25 protein-coding genes are annotated in these 25,180 nt (G+C 37.6%); 21 read left to right on the forward strand and 4 right to left on the reverse strand.

The features are described 5' to 3' along the window. Positions 1 to 7: 7 nt before the first annotated feature. Genes nikB through nikE form a run of 4 tightly spaced genes read left to right on the forward strand, consistent with a single transcriptional unit; the run spans position 8 to position 3,480 of the window. The gene (gene nikB / locus ACRX5O_RS19310) at positions 8 to 952 is read left to right on the forward strand and encodes a nickel ABC transporter permease subunit NikB (RefSeq protein WP_433907454.1); all 945 of its coding nucleotides are present in this window, start codon (positions 8 to 10) and stop codon (positions 950 to 952) included. Then, positions 949 to 1,779, forward strand: coding sequence for a nickel ABC transporter permease subunit NikC (nikC, locus tag ACRX5O_RS19315; protein WP_433907455.1), 831 nt, complete (start codon positions 949 to 951; stop codon positions 1,777 to 1,779). The genes nikB and nikC overlap by 4 nt, the downstream gene beginning before the upstream one ends. Positions 1,780 to 1,799: 20 nt before the next feature. Beyond that, positions 1,800 to 2,630: a nickel import ATP-binding protein NikD gene (gene nikD, locus ACRX5O_RS19320; RefSeq protein ID WP_433907456.1), complete on the forward strand. Its 831-nt coding sequence runs from the start codon at positions 1,800 to 1,802 to the stop codon at positions 2,628 to 2,630. 31 nt (positions 2,631 to 2,661) lie between these two features. After that, positions 2,662 to 3,480: a nickel import ATP-binding protein NikE gene (nikE, locus tag ACRX5O_RS19325; RefSeq protein WP_433907457.1), complete on the forward strand. Its 819-nt coding sequence runs from the start codon at positions 2,662 to 2,664 to the stop codon at positions 3,478 to 3,480. A 637-nt stretch (positions 3,481 to 4,117) separates the two neighbouring features. Here the strand turns inward: nikE and ACRX5O_RS19330 are convergent. Further along, positions 4,118 to 5,299 carry a DUF4317 domain-containing protein gene (locus ACRX5O_RS19330; RefSeq protein WP_433907458.1) on the reverse strand — a complete coding sequence of 394 codons (1,182 nt, stop codon included), beginning with the start codon at positions 5,297 to 5,299 and terminating at the stop codon, positions 4,118 to 4,120. A gap of 233 nt (positions 5,300 to 5,532) precedes the next feature. Here ACRX5O_RS19330 and ACRX5O_RS19335 point away from each other — a divergent pair, with 233 nt between their 5' ends. The 15 genes from ACRX5O_RS19335 (at position 5,533) to ACRX5O_RS19405 (ending at position 19,635) form a co-directional block, all read left to right on the forward strand. Further along, positions 5,533 to 7,059: a VWA domain-containing protein gene (locus ACRX5O_RS19335; protein ID WP_433907495.1), complete on the forward strand. Its 1,527-nt coding sequence runs from the start codon at positions 5,533 to 5,535 to the stop codon at positions 7,057 to 7,059. An 827-nt stretch (positions 7,060 to 7,886) separates the two neighbouring features. Next, positions 7,887 to 8,645, forward strand: a complete 759-nt coding sequence (locus ACRX5O_RS19340) for a CpaB family protein (protein ID WP_433907459.1) — start codon at positions 7,887 to 7,889, stop codon at positions 8,643 to 8,645. An 11-nt stretch (positions 8,646 to 8,656) separates the two neighbouring features. Continuing rightward, positions 8,657 to 9,808: a CpaE/TadZ family protein gene (locus tag ACRX5O_RS19345; RefSeq protein ID WP_433907460.1), complete on the forward strand. Its 1,152-nt coding sequence runs from the start codon at positions 8,657 to 8,659 to the stop codon at positions 9,806 to 9,808. A gap of 12 nt (positions 9,809 to 9,820) precedes the next feature. Continuing rightward, positions 9,821 to 11,170 carry a TadA family conjugal transfer-associated ATPase gene (locus ACRX5O_RS19350; RefSeq protein ID WP_433907461.1) on the forward strand — a complete coding sequence of 450 codons (1,350 nt, stop codon included), beginning with the start codon at positions 9,821 to 9,823 and terminating at the stop codon, positions 11,168 to 11,170. Further along, positions 11,170 to 12,096 (forward strand): type II secretion system F family protein, encoded by a 927-nt coding sequence (locus tag ACRX5O_RS19355; protein WP_433907462.1) that lies wholly within the window; start codon positions 11,170 to 11,172, stop codon positions 12,094 to 12,096. The genes ACRX5O_RS19350 and ACRX5O_RS19355 overlap by 1 nt, the downstream gene beginning before the upstream one ends. A 4-nt stretch (positions 12,097 to 12,100) precedes the next feature. Further along, on the forward strand, positions 12,101 to 13,033 hold the full coding sequence (locus ACRX5O_RS19360) for a type II secretion system F family protein (RefSeq protein WP_433907463.1): 933 nt from the start codon (positions 12,101 to 12,103) through the stop codon (positions 13,031 to 13,033). A 20-nt stretch (positions 13,034 to 13,053) separates the two neighbouring features. Further along, complete coding sequence (locus tag ACRX5O_RS19365) at positions 13,054 to 13,260, forward strand: hypothetical protein (protein ID WP_433907464.1); 207 nt, start codon at positions 13,054 to 13,056, stop codon at positions 13,258 to 13,260. A gap of 25 nt (positions 13,261 to 13,285) precedes the next feature. Continuing rightward, positions 13,286 to 14,668, forward strand: a complete 1,383-nt coding sequence (locus ACRX5O_RS19370) for a vWA domain-containing protein (protein WP_433907465.1) — start codon at positions 13,286 to 13,288, stop codon at positions 14,666 to 14,668. An 11-nt stretch (positions 14,669 to 14,679) separates the two neighbouring features. Beyond that, the gene (locus tag ACRX5O_RS19375; RefSeq protein WP_433907466.1) at positions 14,680 to 16,302 is read left to right on the forward strand and encodes a hypothetical protein; all 1,623 of its coding nucleotides are present in this window, start codon (positions 14,680 to 14,682) and stop codon (positions 16,300 to 16,302) included. Beyond that, on the forward strand, positions 16,295 to 16,888 hold the full coding sequence (locus ACRX5O_RS19380; RefSeq protein WP_433907467.1) for a hypothetical protein: 594 nt from the start codon (positions 16,295 to 16,297) through the stop codon (positions 16,886 to 16,888). Before ACRX5O_RS19375 ends, ACRX5O_RS19380 begins: the two co-directional genes overlap by 8 nt. 170 nt (positions 16,889 to 17,058) lie before the next feature. Then, positions 17,059 to 17,436: a hypothetical protein gene (locus ACRX5O_RS19385; RefSeq protein WP_433907468.1), complete on the forward strand. Its 378-nt coding sequence runs from the start codon at positions 17,059 to 17,061 to the stop codon at positions 17,434 to 17,436. Beyond that, positions 17,429 to 18,073 (forward strand): hypothetical protein, encoded by a 645-nt coding sequence (locus tag ACRX5O_RS19390; protein ID WP_433907469.1) that lies wholly within the window; start codon positions 17,429 to 17,431, stop codon positions 18,071 to 18,073. Before ACRX5O_RS19385 ends, ACRX5O_RS19390 begins: the two co-directional genes overlap by 8 nt. A 14-nt stretch (positions 18,074 to 18,087) precedes the next feature. Further along, on the forward strand, positions 18,088 to 18,561 hold the full coding sequence (locus tag ACRX5O_RS19395) for a hypothetical protein (RefSeq protein WP_433907470.1): 474 nt from the start codon (positions 18,088 to 18,090) through the stop codon (positions 18,559 to 18,561). Beyond that, on the forward strand, positions 18,527 to 18,928 hold the full coding sequence (locus ACRX5O_RS19400) for a pilus assembly protein (RefSeq protein ID WP_433907471.1): 402 nt from the start codon (positions 18,527 to 18,529) through the stop codon (positions 18,926 to 18,928). Before ACRX5O_RS19395 ends, ACRX5O_RS19400 begins: the two co-directional genes overlap by 35 nt. After that, the gene (locus ACRX5O_RS19405) at positions 18,925 to 19,635 is read left to right on the forward strand and encodes a hypothetical protein (RefSeq protein WP_433907472.1); all 711 of its coding nucleotides are present in this window, start codon (positions 18,925 to 18,927) and stop codon (positions 19,633 to 19,635) included. The genes ACRX5O_RS19400 and ACRX5O_RS19405 overlap by 4 nt, the downstream gene beginning before the upstream one ends. 54 nt (positions 19,636 to 19,689) lie before the next feature. On the opposite strand, the gene ACRX5O_RS19410 is transcribed toward ACRX5O_RS19405, so the two are convergent. The 3 genes from ACRX5O_RS19410 to ACRX5O_RS19420 all read right to left on the reverse strand — a co-directional run bounded on the left by ACRX5O_RS19410 (position 19,690) and on the right by ACRX5O_RS19420 (position 21,661). Beyond that, positions 19,690 to 20,088 carry a YbaN family protein gene (locus ACRX5O_RS19410; protein ID WP_433907473.1) on the reverse strand — a complete coding sequence of 133 codons (399 nt, stop codon included), beginning with the start codon at positions 20,086 to 20,088 and terminating at the stop codon, positions 19,690 to 19,692. 98 nt (positions 20,089 to 20,186) lie between these two features. Further along, positions 20,187 to 21,419, reverse strand: a complete 1,233-nt coding sequence (locus tag ACRX5O_RS19415) for a DUF438 domain-containing protein (RefSeq protein WP_433907474.1) — start codon at positions 21,417 to 21,419, stop codon at positions 20,187 to 20,189. A 14-nt stretch (positions 21,420 to 21,433) separates the two neighbouring features. Continuing rightward, positions 21,434 to 21,661, reverse strand: coding sequence for a DUF1858 domain-containing protein (locus ACRX5O_RS19420; protein ID WP_433907475.1), 228 nt, complete (start codon positions 21,659 to 21,661; stop codon positions 21,434 to 21,436). Between the two features lie 199 nt (positions 21,662 to 21,860). Here ACRX5O_RS19420 and ACRX5O_RS19425 point away from each other — a divergent pair, with 199 nt between their 5' ends. Together ACRX5O_RS19425 and ACRX5O_RS19430 are read left to right on the forward strand one after the other, a co-directional pair. Continuing rightward, complete coding sequence (locus ACRX5O_RS19425; RefSeq protein ID WP_433907476.1) at positions 21,861 to 23,603, forward strand: methyl-accepting chemotaxis protein; 1,743 nt, start codon at positions 21,861 to 21,863, stop codon at positions 23,601 to 23,603. Between the two features lie 140 nt (positions 23,604 to 23,743). Beyond that, the gene (locus ACRX5O_RS19430; RefSeq protein ID WP_433907477.1) at positions 23,744 to 24,997 is read left to right on the forward strand and encodes a DUF5068 domain-containing protein; all 1,254 of its coding nucleotides are present in this window, start codon (positions 23,744 to 23,746) and stop codon (positions 24,995 to 24,997) included. Positions 24,998 to 25,180: the final 183 nt, after the last annotated feature.

Below are 25,180 nucleotides of genomic sequence, written 5' to 3' on the forward strand. Positions count from 1 at the left end.
GGTATTTATGGCTACTTATGTCTTTAAACGAATCATCACTATCATTCCCATTTTTCTCATAGCTACTTTCATAACGTTTGGGATGATTAATCTATCACCGGTGGATCCTGCAGAGGCCTATTTTGCTGCTGCACATATCCAAGCAACGGATGAGGCGTTAGAACAAAAAAGGCATGAGTTTGGCTTAGATCAACCTCTTTTAATTCAATATGTGAATACCGTTATTAAGATATGCCAGTTTGATTTTGGTACATCTTATGTTACGAATAAACCTGTATGGGAAGAAATTTCCGCTCGAATTCCAGCAACGATCCAGCTAACGATCGGTAGTCTGTTGATAGCTATATTAGTAAGTGTGCCTATAGGCTTTTTTGCAGGTATAAAGAAAAACAGTGGGATCGACCATTTTAGTCGATTCCTCTCTTTTATTGGAGCATCCATCCCATCTTTTTGGCTTGGATATTTATTTATTTTTTTCTTTTCTGTGAAATTGGACCTTTTCCCTGTAGAAGGTACGGGAACGTGGAGGCATTTAATACTACCTTCAGTCACTTTGGCATTCCCTTTAATCGCTTTGTATACTCGACTGTTACGTGCTAGCATCATAGAGAATTTACAGGAATCTTATGTGCTTTTTGCAAGAACCAGAGGGCTTCATGAGATGGTCATCATGGGAAAACATGTGTTAAGAATTTCCATTTCTCCAATGATTACGGGACTTGGAATGAACTTAGGGAATTTATTGACTGGGGCTATCATAGTAGAGGCAGTCTTTTCATGGCCAGGATTTGGACGGTATTTCCTTGAAGCGATTTTTAACCGTGATGTTCCTGTTATTCAAGCCTATGTGTTATTAGCAGCGGGATTATTCCTGATAAGCAACTTGATTGTCGACCTTATCCAAATGTATATTGACCCACGTATTTCTAGAAAAGGAAGGCAGTTTCAATGATTGCAAAGTTACGTACTAAATTAAAAGGTCATAAAGTGATTGTTATTTGTTCTTTTATATTGTGTTTGTTGTTTTTTATTACGATTTTTGCTCCATGGCTTGCACCTAATGACCCTATTGCTGTTAATTTAGCAGACAAGCTACAGAAACCTTCATTAGAGTATCCATTAGGAACCGATCATTTAGGACGATGTACGTTATCACGTATCCTATATGGTGCCCGTATCTCTCTCGGATACGCCATGCTCATTTTTATTTCAGCTTTAAGTATCGGGCTTATTATTGGTATCATAGCAGGGTACAAAGGTGGTTGGGTGGATCAAATGTTAATGAGACTCGGTGATGGCCTAATGGCGATTCCAAGCCTTTTGTTTGTTATTGGTTTTGTGGGTATTTGGGGAGCAGGTCTAAAACAAGTCGTCTTAGGATTAATCCTCGTACAATGGGTTTACTACGCTAGGGTCATTCGAGGAATGGTTTTAAGCTTGAAAGAACAGAATTATATTACGGCAGCTAAAATCAGCGGTTCTTCTACATGGACCATCTTAAAAAATCATATTATCCCCAACGTGATTCCCTCACTAGCGGTAATGGGAACATTAGAAATGGGTTGGGCAATTATGAATTTATCCTCCATGTCCTTTTTAGGGTTAGGGGTTCAGCCCCCAACACCAGAGTGGGGAGCGATGATTCATGAAGGGAAATCATATATCAGAACAAATCCTGCTTTAATGCTATACCCGGGTTTAATGATTATGCTAGTCGTTGTTACCTTTAACTTATTAGGAGAATCACTATCAGAACGTTTTGGAGTTAAACGTCGCTAATAACAAAGGACTGTTGAAGAATGGAAACAATAGAGCGAAACATTTTAAATGTACGAGACTTACAAGTGAAAGTAAGAACGAAAGAAGGTTCTTCCACACTTGTCCAGGATATTAATTTTGGAATAAAAAAAGGGGAAGTCCTTGGTCTTGTTGGGGAGAGCGGTAGTGGAAAAACCGTTACAAGTATGTCTATTTTACAGCTGCACGATCGAAAGAACATGGACATTACGGGGAGTATTACACTACACGACAGGGAATTGAATGGTTTAAGTAACAAGGAGATGCGGAAAATAAGAGGGAAAGATATTGCGTTTATTATGCAAAATCCAATGAATGCATTTACTCCCGTTTTTACGATTGGTCAACAGTTTATAGAAACGATTCGCTCTCATACTTCGCTAACTAACAAGCAAGCAAAGGAGCTTGCCATTGAAGTAATGGAAAGTGTGAATTTGCCAGAGCCAGATAAATTATTAAAATACTACCCTTTTCACTTAAGTGGGGGAATGCTTCAAAGAGTGATGATTGCCATGGCTGCATGCTTACAGCCATCAGTTATTATTGCTGATGAGCCCACTACAGCACTTGATCTCCACAGCCAAGTGTTAGTTCTTCGTCTACTAGATAAAATTCGCTCGGAATACGGAACAGCTATCTTACTCATTTCTCATGATCTTGGAGTGATTTCGGAAATGGCTGATCATGTAATCGTGATGCAACATGGGAAGATAGTAGAATCGGCAAATGTGTTAGAAGTATTTGATAATCCACAACATGAATACACGAAGAAGCTATTAAGGACAAGACCGACCTTATATTCTGAAAAACAACCTTATACTTATATGTTGTGAATACTGATTTAAATTCCAAGAGGTGAAACCAATGAGCCTATTACAGGTAAAGCAAGTAAATCTGAGCTTTCATTCAAAGAAGCTTTTTAAAGGCAAGGATCAACCAAAAGTTCTAAAGGATATTTCCTTTGATATTCAAGAAGGAACATGTTTAGGATTAATTGGTACAAGTGGAGCCGGTAAGAGTACTTTAGGGAAAGTCATTCTTGGAATTCAACGTCCACAGCAAGGTCAGGTTTTGTTTCAAGGACATGATATTTACAACGCGGACAAACAAACTCGACAGAAACTACGTCGCAATCTTCAAGTGGTTTTTCAAGACTCCTATTCATCCGTTAATCCTCGCATGACAGCTGAATCTATTATAAGTGAGCCATTAAAGAATTATGAAAAACTTACTGTGGAAGAACAAAGAAGAACGGTGATTGAGCTACTTGAAAGAGTAGGTTTAAATGAGAAGGATCTAAAAAAATATCCGCACCAATTTAGCGGTGGTCAATTGCAAAGAATTAATATTGCTAGAGCCATAGCTCTGAAACCGAAGTTAATTGTTCTTGACGAATCAGTAAGTAGTTTAGACATGGTCACACAGAGCTTGATTTTACAGCTATTAAGCGAATTAAAGGATGACTACGGCTTATCTTATCTTTTTATCACACATGATATTAAAGCTGCTTTTTCTATATCGGATAAAATTGGCGTTCTCGAAAAAGGAGAATTGGTTGAGCTTTACGACTCAAATGATGAATTCTTTTCCTCAAAACATCCTGTAGTCAAACGATTGAGAGAATCCGTTCTTTCTGAACATCCACGCTTTCGTACGATTAGGACGTGGGAGAATAGGGTGTAAAGATTTCCCACGATAAAGTTACTGAAAATCTTCAGCAAAAAAATATTGATATTATACGGAAACCGGCTTGGGTGCCTATGTTTCAATGATGGTTTTGTAGAATTATTCGGACTCTCAAAGGCGGTTTCAAACAAGATTTGTCTAAATAACCTCTGTATTCGGACTCTCAAAGGCGGTTTCAAACAAGATTTGTCTAAATAACCTCTGTATTCGGACTTTCAAAGGCGGTTTCAAACAAGCTTAGTCTGAATAACGTCTGTATTCGGACTCTCAAAGGCGGTTTCTAACAAGCTTAGTCTGAATAACGTCTGTATTCGGGCTCTCAAAGGCGGTTTCTAATAAGATTTGTCTGAATAACGTCTGTATTCGGACTTCCAGGTGTAATTCCCATCAAGTGCAGTCTGAATAACCCTTGTAATCAGATAATCAACTAGTTTCTTATCACACCTGGTGCTTTTGTTGGTAGGGAAAAAACTTATTCCTTATTTTGATTATTAATTAGCATAAATAAAAAAATGGCGAGCTATAAATGAAAACAATACCCGCCATTTTCTATGTTGTTTAACTGTATAGAACCTCAAAAAGAAACTTTATATATAGTGTGAAGCTACTTTTTCCCTGTCTCAACCATAAAAAATTATTCGTTTGAGCTCCCGCCAAAAGCCTCTGGAATCATGGTGAATCCTTCAATCACCGTATCTTCTTCCACTTCAATCATAAGGTACCGTTTACCCGCAAGGTGAACTTGTTTGACGTAACGTAAATCTTGTGGACTAATCGAAATATTAGCGATTTTTGTGCTGATTTTAATAGATTTTGAATTAAACTTCGGCAAGATATTACTTGCTTTGATCTCATATTTGTCATCATCTATGATTTTTTGGAAGGCTGCTTCTACCTTTTCCGTGTTTATATCTTCAATGCCGCTCATCGTTAAAACTCGTTCCACGTCTTTTGTATCTAATTTCGGTTGCTCTTCCTCTTCATTTTCGACGATCATACGATTAATCTCTTCGTACACATTAGCGAGAGTGGATGTATTTAACTGATCTCCTGTGACATCTTTAATAATTTCTTCAAAAACGATTTTATCATCTTGTGCAGTCATGATCTCTTCGCCATTTAACACGTCCTCTATGAATTGATAATCAGGTTCATGCACTTTTCCTGCTGAATAGAGAATATGGTTCACATCGGCTGCGTTATCGGTAAAGCAAGGAAATAAAAAGCCTGCAATTGGAGCGTTCAGGTTAATGATGGGATCCACAACAAAATGGTATTTAAACTCTCTCTCCACATAGTCAAAAAGCAGCTCTTTTTTCGGCTCTTGTGTGTTATTGATACTACATAGAATAAAAGGGTGGGAGTAAACGGTATCGCGTTCACTTTCCTCTGCCTCATCATTTCGGCGTTTCGTTGGCTTTAAATATTCTGCGCGAATGAATGTGACAACCAGATCCTTTTCATATTGTTTGTTTAGGAGCATTTTGCCTATAATCTTCAGCATTTGCTCCTTCCAGTCCTCCACATCACTGCTTAATAATCCTTGATGCAAAATGAGCTGACTGTTATTCTCAGCATTGCGTTGAAACTTTAATTCAAAGAGCTTTTCATCTAATTGGCCGGCAAGTAATTTTTTAAAGTTATTCATGAAGAGCTCTTGTTGATCTTGGTCAAGCATTCCGAAAGGTTGACTTTGGTGATGATAGATATCACTAGAATCCTTCATAATATAGACATTGAAAATGTCGAGGATTTTGAGTAGATCATTATTTATTTTGAATTGTTTTCGTATGTTTGCTACATCTTTTTTGTTCATGATTTATTCCACTCCCAAACTGCACTGATTGGATTTCCACGTATGTATAAGTATTTTTCCTGTTATCGACATCCATTTATTTTAACATAAATTGTACTGCAAGTTTTAAGCTAAGCATTTGGGAAATAGTTGTGTAAAAACTTATTTGCATAAAACTAATGGCCACTCTAAACGAAGGTATTAATCCAATATCATACCGGGAGAATGAGTAATTAAAGTAGTAATTTAAATTGATGGGAATATTATCCTGTTTTCTCATACCTACTTGGATTTTATTGGAAGATTCTACTGGAAACAGTTATAAAATAAAAGAAGATATTTTAGAAATGGGTGATTTTTTGAGAAAGAAGTATTTAGTATTTTTGTTAGGGCTGATACTCATCATCGGTGGTTGTAGTAAGGCAGACGAGAATAAAGCTACAACTTCTGTTATTACGCAGGACAGTAAGACAGAGTTAGTAACAAATGATACAACAGAAGCAAAAGAGAGTATAGCAGAAGTTGAACAAACTAAACTATGGCCAGAAGCATTTAAAGTAGATTCCGAAATAAATTTTTCTTATCCTTCTACATTGAGTGAAGCAGAGAGCTTCCCGAAAGGAATATGGTGGGCAAAAATTAAACAAAGTGAGCCAAATGATACCGACAAGGAATTGGTTCAGCAAACCCTATTGTCAATAGCAGAATCCACTCTTAGTGATGGGGAAAAAGGAAGCCAGATCAAACGTTTTTTTGCAGAGACATATTTTCCTGACCTGCCCGGTATGTCTTTATTTATACCGAGAGGGAAAATTGACCTTAAAGATGTTGAATCAAATTCGAATATTAAGCTGAATGGCCGAGAAATGAAAGAGCAAATAAATATTGCTATCATTCTGGATGCATCTGGATCAATGAAACAGGTGCAGGGCGGAAAGACCATAATGGAAATGGCGAAAGAATCCATAAGCGATTTCACCTCTAACCTTCCAGAAAACGCTAAAGTCTCTCTCACTGTGTATGGCCATAAAGGTACAGGTTCAGACCAGGATAAAAAACTTTCCTGCAGCAGTATTGAAGATATCTATCCGCTTTCTAGTTATAATCAAGACTCATTTGAATCGGCTTTAAATACCATTTCACCAAGCGGTTGGACATCTATGGCGGAATCTTTAAAACAAACCGGGGCTAAGCTTAGCCAGGAAAATGATGTAACAAACGTCATATATCTAGTATCGGATGGTAAAGAAACATGTGATGGAAATCCTACTGAAGAAGCTAAGAATCTAGTAAACTCTAACATTAATCCAATTATTAATGTCATAGGTTTATCGGTAAACGGGGAAGATGAAGCCCAGCTTAAGGAAATCGCAGAAAGTGCTGAAGGACGTTATATTGATGCGAAAAACCAGCAGGATATGGACCGCGAATTCGAACAATCTAGAAATACATTAAACTTATGGGTCGATTGGTATAGACAAAATAATGATAAAGCAATCGACCAGTTAAGTGAGGATAAACAACGGTTGATGGATTTAAATAAAGAAACCGTCGATAACCTCCAGACGTTTAAAAACATAAGTGAAAAAGCTTTAATTGACTTGAATCATAGTGGAAAAATTAATGATTCTATTTATCAGGATGTGTATGGAGCGTTAAATGACTTTTATCGCCAATTATATAGTGAAAAAGATCAACTTTACAATGAAAAATACAAGCAGATAGAAGACTCTTTTAATTTAACAAAGGAAGAAATGGATACCAAGTACAATAATAAGTGATACCCAGTAGGGAGGGTGTTGGGAAAAGTAGTGTAACCGATTTACAGCCTTCCTATTGATAGCTTGCATACTAATAAAATTTTAATGGTTAGAAAGGTCTTTCATCAGTTTGGTAAAATGTTGGAGACCTTTTCCTATATTGCGATCATATAGGCATAGAAGTTTCTATTGACGCAGTATAAATATCCGTTTGTCCAAGAGCTCTCCAGAATGGCGACAGGTTTGATGAATAATCCACGAGACTGTATATCTTCTATCTTCTCTAATAATTATTCTTTACAGCTTCTAAGATATCCCACAAATCATATTTAACAGATACCCTTTTTGCACTAGTTTCTAATAAGTTTGAAAATACATTTCTAACAATTTTCTAATTTGAATACTGTCAAAAAGGGGAAAAAATGAACTCAAAGTGAAATATTACTCTTAATTCAAACGATTTATCAAGTAACCAATTTGTTTCATTACAAAGAATCATTGAAAATGAGTAAATAGAACTATGAAATTTAACATTTGTAATTTATGGGAAAATCACATTGATATTTTAGATAAAAAATATCATCATAGTAATTTTTTTATAGGAATATATAACTATGTAAAAATCTTGGTTTTGAGATAATTATAGGAAGAAAATTACAGACAAAATTCGACATACCCTAAGTGGGTTTGACGAAATTGTGAACGCATGATAGTAAATATATAGTAGAAAAAAAGAAAAATTTTCTAATAATGACCTTTTCTACAGATAAACGAGGTAGAAAGTAGGGAAAAGGTTTTCAATCTTTTATTATACAAAAATACAACTACTGTGGGAGAGAAGAAGCAGGATGTTAGAGTCAAAGAGAAGAGCCATCATATTTTTATTATTAGCCTTTCTGTTAGCTGCATCAGCTGGATACCTTGTTTTAGATAAAGTAAGGGATTTGAATGCAGAATTGGGTGGAATGACAAAGATATATATTGCGAATAGTAGTATACCTGTGAGAACAATGATCAAAAGCAATCAAATCACTACAATGCAAATACCGAATAAATTTGTGAACGAGGCACATATAACTGATAAGGATGAAATACTCAATAATGTTTCTGTTGTTCCTCTATCAGAAGGAGAAATTATTACTTCGAATATGTTGAAGCCATTTACAGAGCTGAGGGATGAAAATAATCGTCTAATTGCCATGTACCCTTCGGAGAAGGTCCAGTTTGATCAGGTAATTGAGACACTTGATCGAGTGGATATTATCGTTTCCACCGACAATAACGGAGAACAAAAAACAGAGGTTTTCATGAGAGATGTGCCTGTTGCCTATGCACAAGGGACTGAGGATGATTTTGCTGGTGTTGCGCTTGAGGTAAGCATGGAGGACGCTCCAAAGCTCATACATATTCAAAACTATGCAGATAAAGTAAGGATTTTAAAGGCGAATGTAGGAAAAGAAGATACTACTTCCACTTCGCAAAAACTAGATGAAGAGCAAGTTGCAGAAGAACAGCCTTCTCAAAATCAAGAAGAAAATGCAGAGAAACAAGGAGCGGCGGATCCAGCTGCTAAAACTAAAAGTGAAACCAGCCAAACTAAAAAATAAGAGGGAATCCTATGGAGTCAAATCTAAAAATATTATTAGTCAGTGATGATGAGGTTATACATAATCCAATTTTAAATGCGATTTCAGGCAGTTATTCGGTGCAGCTGATTAGTTCAACCGATGTAGTAAGGGAAATGAATCGTGAAGATCGGGATATTGTAATATTTGTACAGCCAGACAGTGATATTGCTGTAGAAAGTATTCAATATATTAAATCAATAAGCCCATCCACTTTAGTGATTTTTATTGCAAAAAGCTCGGATTTCACCCAACTACGGAATATAACAAAAGCGGGAGCTTCCGAATTTTTTGTTTACCCAGAAGAGCATAGTTTATTTATAAGTAGAGTTCCAGCAATATTTAAGAGCTACGAGGTAAATAAGACAAAGAAGAGCGAGAGTATATCTTCCTTTACCAGAGGAAGAGGACAAATATTTTCCATTTTTAGTGGGAATGGGGGAAGCGGAAAATCAAATCTTGCCGCTGCCCTTGCGCAGACAATAAAGGTCGAATCAACTGCAGAAGTAATTTTAATCGATTTAAACTTACAGTTTGGCGGGCTTGAAACGTTACTGGCAATCGAGTCTAATCGGTCCATCGCCGATTTAATGCCGGTTATTAGTGAGTTAAATGAAAGCCATATTCGTAATGTTTCTCAAAAGCTCGAAAGCTCTAAGCTGGAGGTATTAATCAGTCCATGTGATGCAGAGACTGCAGAAACCATTACAGAGGAGTTTGTGGCAAAACTATTAAGAACATGCAGACGTAGTTTTGATTTTGTGATCGTGGACCTCCCATCCTATTTGAATAGTCATGTGGTTACTGCACTAGAGGAATCAGATCGGATTTATTATGTGCTCACGCCAGATACACCAGCCTTAAAGGTGTTAAAGCAATTTGAAGAGTTGGCAGTAAGGCTTGGTATTGAATTACCTTCCAGGACTTCTGTGATCTTAAATAAAATGAGCAAAGAGAACGAAGTACAGGAAAAGGATATAAAGAATGTACTGAGGTTTCCGCTAGGAGCAACGATTAGGTTAGATAATAAGGGGCTACAGCCCTTTTTAAATAAAGGAGAGCCGGTAAGAAAAACAGCAAAGGAAAGAAGGCTCATCCCATTTGCTAAGGACGTAAGAAAATGGGGGCTTTCAGTCCTAGAATAGGAGGTTTGGCAAATGGCATCCTTATTTGAGAAGAGAAAAGAGAAATTGGTTAGCTCAGCCAAACTTCATTCGTATCAATATGAAAATCATCTTGTAGATGAGTTGGTTGAGCACTATAAATCAAGACTTCTGCGTGATACAAACTTAGAGGCACTAACAAAGCTGTCACAAGGTGAAATGCGGTTAAGCATCGAGCAGTTTGTGAGCCAATTTATGGCGGAAGAAAGAGTAATCATTTCCCGTCATGACAAGGACATATTAATTACGCGGATCCTAGATGAATCTGTTGGTTTCGGTCCACTAGAGCCATTAATTAATGATTCTTCTATAACAGAAGTGTTGATCAATGGCTTTGAGGAGGTTTATGTCGAACGGTTTGGGAAGCTAGAATTGACGGATATTAAATTTCGTGACGATGATCATGTCAGGCATATTGTCGATCGAATTGTGGCACCAATTGGGAGAAGGATTGATGAAAGTTCCCCAATGGTTGATGCTAGATTACCAGATGGAAGTCGTGTAAATGCAGTCATTCCACCCATAAGTTTGAATGGAACATTAGTATCCATCAGGAAATTTCGCAAAGAGCCATTTAAAATGGAGGATTTGTTGAACTTTAATGCGCTTAATTCCGCCATGTCTCAGTTTTTAGATGGGATCGTAAAGGCAAAAATGAATACTCTTATTTCCGGAGGGACGGGAAGCGGGAAAACAACCATTCTGAACGTGCTAGCAGCTTCCATTCCCCATGGAGAAAGGGTGGTTACCATTGAGGATTCAGCTGAATTAAGGCTGAATCGTCCCAATGTTGCCGGACTAGAGGCGAGGCCTGCCAATGTAGAAGGAAGCGGTGAGGTGACAATCAGACAGCTTGTGAAAAACGCCCTTCGGATGAGACCTGATCGAATAATTGTCGGTGAGGTGCGAAGCGGTGAAGCATTTGATATGCTTCAAGCCATGAACACCGGTCACGAGGGTTCTCTCACTACCGTCCACGCCAATTCCGCTGATGATGCACTCAGAAGGGTTGAGGCAATGGTTGTCATGGCGGGTATGGAATTACCGAGTCATATTGTAAGGGAATATATCGTTGGGGCGCTTGACATTATTATTCAAGCAACACGTCTTACAGACGGAACAAGGAAAATTATATCTATTTCAGAAGTGGTAAAGAATCCAGATGGTTCCCATTCTGTACACGAAGTCTTTCATTTCAAAAGAACAGGTATAAGATCAGATGGAACCATTGAAGGTTTTTTCACACCGACGGGATATATTCCAGCATGTCTTGAAAAGTTGAAAGTATTTGGCATAAACATTCCGGATGCTTCCTTTTCTCCTGTTTATGAGGAGGTGAGATAATGGCTGAATTTATCCTTTCAACGCTTGCGACCTTGATGTTGATCATCTCCATTTTTTTCATTCTCGATTATCGGATGAAAAAACGGGAATGGCGAAAAGGTGTATATGACTTTTATAACGATGGGGTAAAGCGGAAAAGTGTCATTGTTTTACTTGGGAGCAAATTCGATCAAACCGAAATGGCCCAGCCAATTTATAAAAAGCTGCGTGGGGCCAATATTCCTTTAACGCCTTCCGAATACATCGGGGCACATATTGTCATTTTTATGGGGATTATCATTGCCCTGCAAAATTTCTTTAGTATTCATTTTCCAGTAAATATACTTGTAGCTGGTCTAGTCCTGGAAGGTGGGAAAAGGCTGCTGTTTATCATCCGGAAAAATTACATGAAACAGCGCATTGTGGAACAGCTCCCTGAAATTTGTCGAACGTTAGCTAATTCTAGCCGTTCAGGTATGACATTAACTCAAGGTATTAATCTTGTCGCACAAGAAATTAGTGAACCCGCTAGAAGCGAATTCCGGAGACTTGCACAGGAGCTGACGCTAGGGATCGATTTCAACACTAGTCTTAAATCAATGGAGAAACGGATCAATAGCAGGGAGTTCCAGCTGTTTGTTGCCACAATGCTTATACAAAAAAAAGCAGGGGGCAACCTCTACTCCGTTCTTGATGAGATGAGCCAAACACTTGAGGATCGAAAAATACTACAACAGGAAATAAAAACGATGACAGCGGAACAACGGTATGTTTCCTATATCGTGCCGGTTATCCCGATTTTTCTAGTTTTAATGATGAATAACGTCATAGACGGATTTTTAGATCCTTTATTTTCAGGGTTAGGGCTATTCCTGCTTGCATTTTTCTTAGCTGGAACAGTGTTAACATTCATTCTTGTCCGTAAAGTGACAAATATTAAGGTGTGAAAAGATGGATGGATTAATTCTTATCATTATTAGCTTATGTTTAATCTTTTTTGCCCTTTCTTTGAGGAGTTTTTATCAGTACTTCCTCTCAAAAGAAAGACTAAGAGAAGAAATAAAAGAGAAAACATATATTTATAACTCGTTTGAAAAGAAGATTACGAGAAGAGAAAAAATGATATCCAAAATGCTACAATATGCAGATGATTTCTCTGCTATCGGACAGCGGATCAACTTTTTTAGTGAAAATGAAGAAGTTAAAAAGCAGTTAATGCAGGCTGGGTTACCATACGGACTAACGGTCGAGCGTTTTCAAGGGTTGAAAATTTTTTTGCTAATTATCGGGGTCATTATTGGTGGTGTATCCCTTGTCCTCCGCCTTCCATTTGCGGAAATATCCATTATCCTTTTGCCAGTTGCCGCCTATATGCTGACTATCCTCTGGCTTAAGAAAAAAGCAAAGGAAAGGCAAGCAGAGCTATCGTACCAGCTACCGGACTTTTTGGACACGATGAGTGTTACCCTGCAGGCAGGAGTAGGTTTAGATCAGGCACTGCGCGATATCGTTCCTTATTTTGAAGGTCCAGTTAAGGATGAATTTGGTCGATTCATACAGGAAACCGATGTGGGAGTTCCAAGGGCAGATGCTTATCGGGCACTGTTAAACAGGAATGACAGCAGAGAGTTTCAAATGTTGATTAAGTCATTAATTCAAGGAGAGAGACTTGGTGTCCCCATCTCTAAGACCTTTAAACAGCAATCAGAAGAGATGCGGAAAATTAAAAAGGAAAAAATAAAAGAAGTAGCGGCAAAAGCCTCACCGAAAGTTACACTAATTACAACATTCCTTGTTATGCCGTCTGCACTTATCTTAATTGGCGGCTTAATGGCTATCAATATGTTCAATGATAATAGTGATCTATTTAATTTATTCAAATAAACCTATGAGGAGAGATTAAGATGAAAAAAATGATGATCAAAGCTTGGGTAAAATTAATGAACCCGGTGAAAAACGAAACAGGGGCACAATCACTTGAATGGCTTGGACTTGCAGCATTGCTAATTTTAGTGCTGGGGATTATTTCTACAGCGGTTGATGGCCAGAAGGATGGAATTGGAGATCTTATTGAGAAAATGATTAAGAAAATCTCTGATATGGTAGGATAACCGAGATAGATAGTGGGGTGGAGCAATGAAAAAAATCAATGTATTAATATTCTTATTTATCGTGTTGCTAGTGCTCTCAGCATGCAACAATCCTAAAAAGGAATCAACCACTCAGAGAGTAAAGGAAGATAATACACAAGCAGTGGAGGCGGATACATCAGAGGACTCAATTGAAGAAGAGTCTACTAGTGAAGAGGAGATTGAAGTTGAGCCACTTCCAACTACTTATCAAGAGCTTGCTAGTTTACCAGTAGGGGAGTTAGTTGATTTCAACCCCTCGATCAGTGAACCTGAGAAAACGGTAGAGGTTTTCAAAGACCTACCAGATATAAGCAAGAATCCGTCCCAAGAGGAGCTTGACAATTATTATAGGCAATTACTTTCCATGGTTCAGGACCAATTTACAGGTCCTGAACAGCTGATGCGAAAAATGAAGTTTGATGCTTTAGGAGATCCTGACATGGAGGATACAAGGTATCAATTAAAAGAAAACTTAAATGTTATGATTCTATTAGATTCATCTGGAAGCATGTCAGCAGAAGTAAAAGGGAAGTCAAAAATGACGATTGCTAAGGAAACCATCACGAAATTTGTTCAATCTCTTCCTGAGGGAGCCAAAGTAGGAATTAGAGTATATGGACATAAGGGCAGTGGTTCTGATAGCGATAAGCAGCTTTCATGTTCAAGCAGTGACATTCTATATCCAATTAACACCTATGATGAAGGTGCGTTTAATCAGGCGCTGAACAGTATCCAACCTAAAGGCTGGACACCAACAGGACTTGCTTTACTAGAGGCAAAAAAAGATTTGGCACAAATGAATGGAGAGAATCATACCAATATTGTTTATCTCGTCAGCGATGGTGTTTCTACTTGTGGAGACCAGCCAGTAGAGGCAGCGAAGGATTTATACAATTCAAATATTTCTCCCATCATTAATGTAATTGGATTTGATGTAGACTCGGAAGGTCAAAATGAACTCATAAAAATTGCAGATGCAACAGAAGGGATTTATCAAAAGGTAAATGATCAAAACGAGTTGCAGAAAGAGTTCGACCGTATGAAAGATATGGCTGAAACCTGGAAGGACTGGAAAGATCAGAGTCAAACAAAATTAGAACGCAAACAAGTTCAAAATGATCTTGCCATCTTCAGCTATATAACAACAGAAGAATACAATGCTGAATTTGAAGGAGTTGAAATTGAACTCATTCTGTACAACTTAAAAGAAGAAGGAAAAATGGACAGAGATTCGTACGATTATCTTCTTAAGAAAAACAAGGATTATCATGATTGGATACAAGAAGAAATTGATGGATTTAAACAAGAATTAAAAAATTTGAATAATCAAAGTTATACAGAGGCATTAAAGGCACTGGAGAATAAATATTTAACAAATACTCAGTAAGTGAGGTGAGTATGTTGGGAGAAAAATGGATCAATAGAGCTGCTGCTTTTCTAATGATAGGGGTACTTCTATTTTGGAGTGCTTTTCCGGCAGTAGCTGCAGCAGGAACCTTTATAAAACCTGGAAAAGCAATTACTCCAGGACAAAGCATCAAACCGGGTTCACCTATCACAGGGGGAACATTTATTATACCAGGGAAAACGTATGATCCTGGGAATCCAATAGATCCAGGTAATATAACTGGTCCATCAGGTCAGCCTATTTTACCTGGTTCTTCATTGGAACTAGGGACCTTTATAATTCCCAATGCACCTCCAGCACCACCGGGTTCACTTTATTGGCAGTTGAGGGGGCTTGATCCAGGAAATGCTCTTCAAGGCGGGAATGCCTTGACTGGAGGTAATGCCTTGACTGGAGGTAATGCCGTAAATGGTGGAGATGCCGTAAATGGTGGAGATGCCGTAAATAGTGGAGATGCCGTAAATGGTGGAGATGCCGTAAATGGTGGAGATGCCGTAAATGGCGGAGATGCCGTAAATGGTGGAGATGCCGTAAATGGCGGAGATGCAGCCAATGGAGGCGACGCGGTAAATGGTGGAGATGCAGCCAATGGAGGCAACGCCCTAAACGGTGGAGATCCAGCAAACGGAGGCAACACCACAAATGGTGGTAACGCTACAAACGGAGGTAATACCTCTCTTGGAAATGCAGCGGATAGTGGAGAAGTTCCTCCTTGGTATAATGTAATTTTTAAATCGACCGATGGATCCAAAGGGTGGTTTAGCCATGTCACGGGAGCGGTAAGTGATTTTAAAACATACGGCTTAGGCTTTCTAAATGGAAATGTAGCTGGTGGCGCATTATCAATAATGGCTGGGTTTAAATATGCACCAATTCCTGGAACGTCTAATTACGCCATCTATGGACAGAGCGGGTTTAAAAATAGTTTACTAGATAACTTATATCAAAAATATAAAAACTACACCTTTAACGGGGAAGAAAAAAATCTAGGGCCTAATTCAAGAAGAATTAGTGAAACCAGGCTGAATGCTTTTCTAGATGGAAAAAAGTTGAAACTGACTGATAAAGGATTAATTAGCCATATTGGTAATCAGTTGAAAAATTCCGTAAAAAACAGCTGGATTCCTTTTAACCGTACAGTGCTCAATCCTATTAAAGGTCTTAACCCAAAGAACTGGCTAAATGGGAGTGTATTTAATAAGGATTTCTTTTCTAAGAGTAATATATTCAAGTTGAGTGGTCCTGTTGGATATATAACGACAGCAGCCAGCAGTGTCTATGATTATGGATGGGGCGCTAAAAAGGATATCGGTCTTGGTTCCACGAACTTTGCTGCTGACTTAACAACGGATGTTGCTCTTGGAGTTGTATCAACTGGTATTGGAAGTATTGCGTCTAGTATGGCTGCAGGTGCATTAGCGGGTTCCGCAGTTCCGGGCTTAGGTACTGTTGTGGGTGCTGGTGTCGGTTTGATAGCGGGCTTAACTACCACTTATTTTTTAAATGGTACTGCCACAGGACGAAGGTTCAAAAAGAATATATCAGGTGGAATAAAGAAAGCCTACGACTGGGTAGGTGGAGGTCTCAAGAAATTAGGTGGTTTATTTGGTTAGGGAAGTTGAAAGAACAGCAAAAAATTTCTTCGATGGAAATGGTTTGGCTTTACTAGGCTCGAATCTCCTAATGGGAACACTATTGAACTTAGTCCCTAGGTGGTCATTATCTGTCTTTTTATTTTTTATGGTAATCACTCTCATTGAGACAGTTATAGCATGGGTATGGTGGAAAAAAGGGATGGAGATTGTTAGGTTTAATTCCTTAACTGCCTTTCTACTACTTGCAACAATAGGGCTGTTTGGTGTTTTTCCGCTGTTCAGAATGATACAAGGTATCTTGTTTTGGTTGGTCCTAATCATTTATTTGCTTGTTGCTTTTTACGCTCTATATCGTAAAGAGTTGATCTTCCAAGCATTTCATAATCCTAGGGAATCCAAACTGATTTATGGTATTTTTGGTGTGTTTTTCGTATTTCTTATTTTAGGAGCGTTTTCGTTCCGAAACGGTCAAGAAATGGTCATTTTAGCAAGTTTGAATGATCATCAGGGGGCTTTATACGTAGCTGGCTTCGCCTATGCACTAGGATTATTTTTCACATTTATATCAACAGCATTGTTGAAAAAACCATCAGAAATCAAGTGAAACGCGCAGCTCGAAGGTCTATTCTACATCTCCTGGATTATAATAAGAGTCCATAAATCGGTTCCCCCTGTATGCTGCTTTTTATACCAACGTTCAGGGGGAATGATATCCCGCTAATAAAGGATAAGTTTTTAACTAATTATTGTTTACCTTAAATTGAGGTGATTAAATTGTTTAGTTTCTCCGGGTTCTTAAAAACATTGGGGATTGTATTACTTGTATTTATAACTACTTCATTTTTCTCTGGGTTTGTAATGCTCAATCAAATCGGTACTTTGCTTAGCCTAATGTATATGTCTTGCTACATTCTGGCTGGTATTTTGGCACCGGTTTGGAATAAAAAGACGCCCTATTTTACAAGTTTTCTTCTTAGCGTCACACTGACCGTTATGAATTTATTAGTTGCAATGTATTTATTAGATGTAATGGTGTTAGCTGATCCGGCAGAAATCAATAGCAGTCTTGTGTATAACACGTCAATATCCTTGCTTGCAACCTTTGTGGCTATAAAGATTATAGGAAAAAGTAAGGTGAGCAGGCATGCTTAGAGACGTGGCGGATCTATATAATCGCAACATAACCAACATATTACTTATTTGTTTAATCTTAGTTGTGCCATTTACCTTTTTTAACTATGCTGCAATTGTCTACATAATGAACCTTGATACACTTGAATATGCAAACATTCCGGCGTTGGCATTGTGGGTATTAAATTTTACGATACTATTTCCTCCTTTTTTTCTCATTGCAAAGAAGGATGCAACTGATCAAGAGGTGAATTTAAAGGAAATATTATCCTTCTTTATTATGAGATTTGGATTTGTTAGTATTATAACTGTTTCATTTTTTGTGATTGGGATGTTCGGGTCTATTCTCCTGTTTATTCCCACTTTTTTTGCCGTACTGGTTATCCTTCTTTTTCCGTTATATACAGATCGGGAGAATATCGGTGAAGCGATGAAGGGAGTTTGGGAGATTATTCTAAAGGAACATATATTTCTATTACTGGATGTCCTCATTATCGTGTCCCTAAACGTTCTCGTATGGTCGGGTTCATTATATTTGTTATCGGGCTTCGAGAATAATACTCTCGTATTTATTGTTCTCCGTGCATTGATTAACTCGCTTGTTTTTCCAATTGTATATTTTTATTTAACGTTCAAGTATCGAAAGGACTTAGTGTAAAGTAGGTGGAGATATTGGCAGAAACAGAGCATATAAATAGCAGGAAGTTTAAAGAAGTTCATGTGGGCTTGGTAGTTTTGTTCTCCCTACTTACATTGGGAGTGTATCTAGGTTATTGGTTTTTAAGTAGACGCCAAACGATTAGAGAGTATGCAGGATCTCAATTTATTCCGTTTAAATGGTGGAGAGTTTTTATTATTCTCTTAACTCTGTCATTTTTGTATAAGTTTTTTGGGCCAATTTTTCTTACTCCATATGGAATTGCTATTTTTGATTCCATTGATATAATATTTTCTTATTATTTTCTTAGCATCCTCTATTATTCTGTTTTCCGATTAAGAACTATTTTAGAAGAAGCGTATGGGGAAAAACTATTCGCACCATGGCTGCTCGTGTTATTCCATGTGTGGTATATACAATTTAAAATAAATAGGTTGGGGGACGTGGACAGTAATGAAAAAGTATTTGCGCCCCAAATGGCAAAATGAAGAAGGGGCCATCAGTATTGAGTTTTTAGGTATTCTTCCATTTTTCTTTATGTTCTTCCTACTCCTTTGGCAAGTTGTTGGGACAGGATATGCTGTTTTTACCTCAAAGACAGCTGCGAACGATGCTGCTAAAACTTTCGCAGCTACAAATGATTTAACAGAAGCCATTGATACTGCCAAGGATTCAATTGGAACGAGCGGTGTACTCAAATATAAAAACCTGACCGCCCCAGAATATGCGAACGGCAACTTCAAACTTGTACTTTATACAGAGCATACACTGAGTTTTATTCCTGATCGTTGGAAAAAAAAGGCGACACTCGAGTTGAATCAAGAAGCATATGGGAAGGTCTTGTATACAGAATGAAGGTTTGGAATAATGAAAGAGGAAATGCAGCGATTTATATGCTGTGGCTTCTCGGCATTGTAGCTATTATTTTTGTTCTAACCATCAATATCGTAAAGGTTTATATTGTGAAGGAGCATAGCAGTATGTCAGCGGAACAGGCGGCACTGGCAGGTACGGCTGTCCTCGTTGAAAAAACTTCACAAGCGATTGAAAACTATGAATCAAATCCAGTAAATATTCCGGTAAGAGGATTACATGAGCTAGCAGAAGGAAGAAAAATATCGGAGTTAATTGAGAAGAAGAAAAATGATTACATCAGCAGTGGTTACGATGAGTCAGATGCCTATATTAAAGCGGTAAATAATGTATTGACCAAAGGGAGACTCGATTGGAACGGGTTTTTAAAGAAAGAATTAAGAGATGAGCTTTCAGATTCAGCGAGTGGAGCAGAGTATTTGATTCGGCCAACCATCTTAGAAGTAATCGAAAAAAATAGTGCTAGAGAAGAGGATACAGAAGTATCTTTTTCATCGGATAAATGGCGTGTAGAAGTCAAATCAACAGTAAGGTTTGAATCTGTTTCTGATAACAGAATCATTTCAACATTTATTGAGGATATCCCGCAGAGAGGATATGGACCAAAGCTTGCATATATAGAACATGTGTATTCAGGAACAATTAACTATCCGGAAATCCCAGAGAATCCCCCGGAAGATACAGAGTAAGTAAAAATGTATTTAGTATTGCCTATTAATAGAAAAAACCACTTCCTAGTATGGTTAGGAAGTGGTTTTTGAGTTGTCTATCGTCTTGATTTTCTTAATAAAATAGTAATGCTTGTAGAGGGCTGTTCCCACTAATAGGATTTGTACGAAAAGGATGTCCACATAAAATACTGAAAATAGGATGAAGGCATCAGCAATCAAGTTGATACGAATTTTCTCTTTACGTGTGAGTCCTTTTTTCTGGAGGAACCTTACCACATATTTTTCATAAAGTGGTGTACTCTTGAACCAATTTTCGATCCTTTTAGAGCTTTTGGCAAAGCAATAAGAGGCAAATAGCAAAAATGGAAGGCCAGGCAGTACAGGGAGGATGATCCCTGAAATACCAATCCCTAAGGAGATAAATCCAATAAGGAAAAATAGAATGCTTTTTATATTTTTAATGGTAATCACCTTACTTTACCGGAAGATATACTATAAGCTATAACATAAATAGTGGTATATCTCCATAGATCTATCTCCTTTTTTCACAAAAAGGTTCATAACACCATTTAGCCTAATATGCGTTTTTCCCCGTCAATTTCTTTAATAGGGGCAATATTTTGGGTGAATTCAAGCGTCCCCATGTACGTTCCCTTCTCATCTCTTACCGCAAAGTATCGGATATAAACATATTTATCTTTGAACTTTATCCAAAAGTCTTCACTATCTTTTTTCCCTGATTTAAAGTCCTGTAAAATCTCTTCAACCATATGAACACTTTTCGGAGGATGGCAATTTTGAACAGTTCGGCCAATGACGGCTTTGGTTCTAACAAAAATACGTTCTTTTCCATGTGAGAAGTATCGTACCACATCGTCCTGGTCGATAAAGGTGATATCTACAGGTAAATGGTTTAGCATGAGTTCCAGTTGTTCAATAGATAAGAAGCCTGTTTCCATACGGATGAAGCCTTCTGACATAGCTGTGCTGGTTAGTGCTTTTCTTTCTGGTTTCCACTCGACAGCAGGACTTGTTAAACAATAGCCGATTTCATCACTTTCGTGGGCGATCTTAATCCATTCATCCTCTGTTAGATGCTGAAGTGCCATAGGGAATAGTATATTTTCTTCTTTAAATATCATCTCAGATACTTCGCGGATAACGAATTCAATGCTATTGACGGCTGTTTGATGATCATGATTTGTATAGTTGGTTAAGACTTGTTTAGCCGTTTTTATTGCTTCTCGAATTCGATCATCAACTCCCCACATCACTTTTGTTGGACCGAAAATACCGTATTTCTCTAAGAAAGGAAATAACAAATTCTCCTTACGACTGTAATGTTTATCAATATCGAGTAACAGGTTTAAGTCTTCAATTAATTTAAATATGTTATCACTGCTGTCCTCTGCTTTAAAACGGTCAAAGTGTAATTGTATTTTGAAGTTCACTAGCATATCAATTTCTTTATTTTCTAGCTTAAATGTATGAACAGGGTGTCCAGGTTGATCTTCTGGTTTTTGGCTGCGATGGATTTCTTCAATGGAACCTTTAAATATCGCAGTATGAACAGAACATAGGCGCTGAACTTCTTCAACTGGAATTCCCTCTTCTTCCATAAGAGCCTGTTCAAGTTGGGAAATTTCCTCGATAGAGATGGTACCTACGGCTTTTTCGAATTCATCCCTAACTTCCTCAACACTTCGCCCCATGTGCAAATCTTTAATAATTGCTTTTAACATTTCTTGGCGCTCTGTTTTATTTAACTGTACTTGTTCACGATTATTTATGATCTCGCTCATTGATAACCCCTCCGTTACTTGATTAATTCAAAACCATGATTTTCAAATGTATGGATGACAGTTTCTAATGGAATATCTTTCACTCGGCAGCCTTTAGGTATGGTCATTACACGGCCAACGGTTTGAAGCATGGTGGGTTTTGAGATGTTTTCAAAACCTAGACTCTCCATGATTGATATCACTTCTGGATATTGAGTACATATTTCATAAAGGGATTGATTTAAATTAATGGTTTTTGACATTTCCATCACCCCATAACTTAGTGCTTTATGTGGTTAATGTATCATATCTGTCTTGAAACCAATGTGATGTGCATCACAAATGAAAATGTTTCTCATCTATGAGCAAATAGCACTAGGTATATGTTGGTAAACTCTCTATTATTTCAATTAAATTACGATATAATGAATATATTACTAGGGCTATATTAGGGGGATTTTTATGAAAAGGAAGGCCAAGTCGTTAAAAAATACATTTATGTTCATGCTTTTTACTATGATCATAGGAATTTTTATTATAAACGCTGCCATGATTTACTTTAGTTCTCAGCAGTCCATTGATAAAACGCTCAAAACGAATGGGATCATCCATGCTGAAAGGGTAGCGAAGGCAATTGATGCGGATGATTATGCAAGTTTTCTATCAGATCCAGTAGAAAATGAAACTTATAGTAATCTTCAAGAAGAACTTAATGATTACAGAGTAAAGATGGGGGCCATGTACGTTTACACCTTGGCAATAGAAGAGGATCAGTCGCTAAAAATTATGATTGATGGTTTACCAAAGGGTGAGGCGGTTCCAATTGGAGAACCAACAACAGCAACGAAATATGATGATGTAAAAGAGGCTGTGGATGGTGATGTTAGTAGCACAGATATTGTAAATGACTCAGAATTTGGAGAATATATGTCTGCTTTTGCTCCTATTAAAAACAAGGATGGAGAGGTTCTAGGGATAGTGGGTGTTGATATGGAAGCTACCCAAGTTCATGCCATTACTGACTCCGTAATTAAAGAGTCTATTCCTATTCAACTTGGGGTATCTCTTGTGATCCTGCTGAGCATTCTAGGAGTGGTTTATTTCTATTTAGGAAAAAAGCTTCGTCCTTTATCCATTCTCACAGCTGTATCCAAAGATATTACACAAGGGAATCTTATGCATGCTAAAGAAACGCTAAATACACTCACTTTTAAATCAAAGGATGAAATTAGTAGATTACATAAATCAATGGCAGAAATGAGTAAGATTCTGGAGAAGATGGCTCAAGATATGCAAGGAACCTCACTGACAATCAATAGGAAAAGTGAGGAGTTAAACGTTGCCTCTACTGAATTACTAGAAGGTTCTAGCCAAATTGCCTTAACGATGGAGGAAATGGCAACTGGAGCAGAGACCCAAGCAACTTTATCTACAGAACTTGCAGAGAATATGAGGCAATTTTCAGGATTAATTGAAGAGGCAGATTCAAAAGGAAAAGAATTGACTATATTGAATGATGAAGTGACTCAATATACGGAATCAGGTTACCAATTAATGCAGCAGTCGGTCACCGGTATGAGTGATATCCATAAGGTAGTCACTCGGTCAGTAACGGAGGTAAGGGACTTAGCTGAACAAACTAGACAAGTTTCCTCCTTAGTAACTCTGATACGTTCTATTGCAGACCAAACCAATCTGTTGGCACTAAATGCAGCGATTGAAGCGGCAAGAGCAGGAGAGCAAGGAAAAGGGTTTGCGGTTGTTGCTTCAGAGGTTAGAAAACTAGCTGAGGAAGTATCAAAGTCAGTGGACGAAATTCAAGAGATTGTTGGAAAAGTGGACAATAATTCTAGAATAGTGGTTGATACCCTTGAAGAAGGACTACAAGTGGTAACAACTGGCCAAGAGAATGTAAAAGATACAGGTCACACGTTTAAAGAGATTTCACAGCTAATTGAAGGAATGAACAAAAAAATTACCGACTTAAGTCAGCAGTTGAATATGGTTGTTACGAAACAGGACAGCATGAATAAGTCGATTGAAGAAATTGCCGCAATTGCAGAAGAAAATGCAGCCGGTATTGAAGAAGTATCAGCATCCTCTCAGCAGATGACTGGGTCGACAGAAGAGATGAACCAATGGATTAAGGAACTTAACTCCGCCTCAATAGAGCTTAAAGAGGAAAGTGAACGGTTTAAGATATAACTACTCTTTAAGAAATAGAAAGTCTTAACTCAAATGGGTTAAGACTTTTTTTCTAAAATTTCCCTACTTTTTCACTATATTACATATATTGGTAATGTGTTAGAATGGTATTAATTTTTGAGTTTAGGGGTTGGGAAATAATGGCTAGATATTGGGTGTTGCTTTTTACAATGCTAACATTACTAATTATTAGTGGTTGTGGAAGCGATAAGAAAGAGACAATTGCTGATGAAAATGTAAGTGCATCTAAGGAGAATTCTAAAGAGGGTGACAAAGTAGAATCTCAGGAAGAAGCAGAGGAAGCAACGGCGACTGGAAGCGTTGGTGATTTTACAGAATTAATCACTTATATGGAAAAAGAAACAGAAGGAACAGCAAAAATACTTTATGAAAATAAAGAACAACAAGTGCATGAAATGGATGGTGTTAAGGTATCTTTAGATGCCTATACACTTCTTGAACTTACTGATTTCCATACTGATTTCAGTATTCCTTTCAATGATCAGACAGATGGTGGGGTCATTATTGCACAATATACAGTGACAAACGAGCTGGATAAGGATGTTTATTACATGCCTTCCTTTTATCTATCATTCACTGGAGCACAGAAAGCGTATGATAATATAAGAGACCTGTTACCCCTTGAAGAACAGCTAGTTGAAAAACTTTCACCATCAAACGATTATTTACTTAAAGCGGGTGAATCTGTAACGGGTTATTATACATATCCATTTGGTAAAGATCATTTGGAAACAGTGTTAAACTTATCTACTGCTTCAGTAGAAGTTCCTGCAGCTCAAGCTGTAAAAGGTGAATTTAGTTCCCAAATTGGGAAGGATGGTCAATTTACTTTAAGCTTAAATAAATCGGGTGCTGAAAAAGTCGAGGCTAATAAGGCATTTTATAACGATAAGGTTACAAGTGCTAATATGGGTGAAAAGAAGCTACTGAAGGAAGCGCAAGATATCAGTACAAGTGAGCAATTAGGAGATGTAACCGTTACATTGGACGGATATCAGTTTACAGAATTCACTCCAAATGAGGTAGAAGCTCCACGATTTGTTGATTTTAAGAATGGAATTGTGCTACTGACAGTAAAGTTCAATTTAGACAATAAAGGTTCTGATTCTATCGGATTGTCATCCATGTCCTCAAAGCTGACTGTTAACGATGGTAGTCAATATATGTTTGGGGAAGGAATGCTACTAGATTACGGCTATGATGATTTGATTGAAGCTGGTAAATCTGGTGAGTTGCTACAAATATTCATACTGGATAAGGAACAGTATGAGAAGATTTGGAAGAATAAATCCTTTGAAGTGGAAATTGGGCCAATTCTAAATAAAGAGGCAAAGGATATTTCTAAAGGGAAGAAAGCTGTTTTTGAACTATAGTCCTAGTTCCTGTAATGTACAGTATCACGAAAAGCAGAATCAAACGTAGCAATAGTTAATTTTATTTACTTAAATTGTACTTATATGAAAAAATCACAGTGTTTATTGACCTGTGATTTTTTTAGTTGCAGGAAAAAAATGTGTATTTTTTCCTATCTGATATGGTATAACCAAAATATTGAT

Source organism: Robertmurraya mesotrionivorans, from assembly GCF_050971805.1.
Lineage (GTDB): Bacteria > Bacillota > Bacilli > Bacillales > Cytobacillaceae > Robertmurraya_A.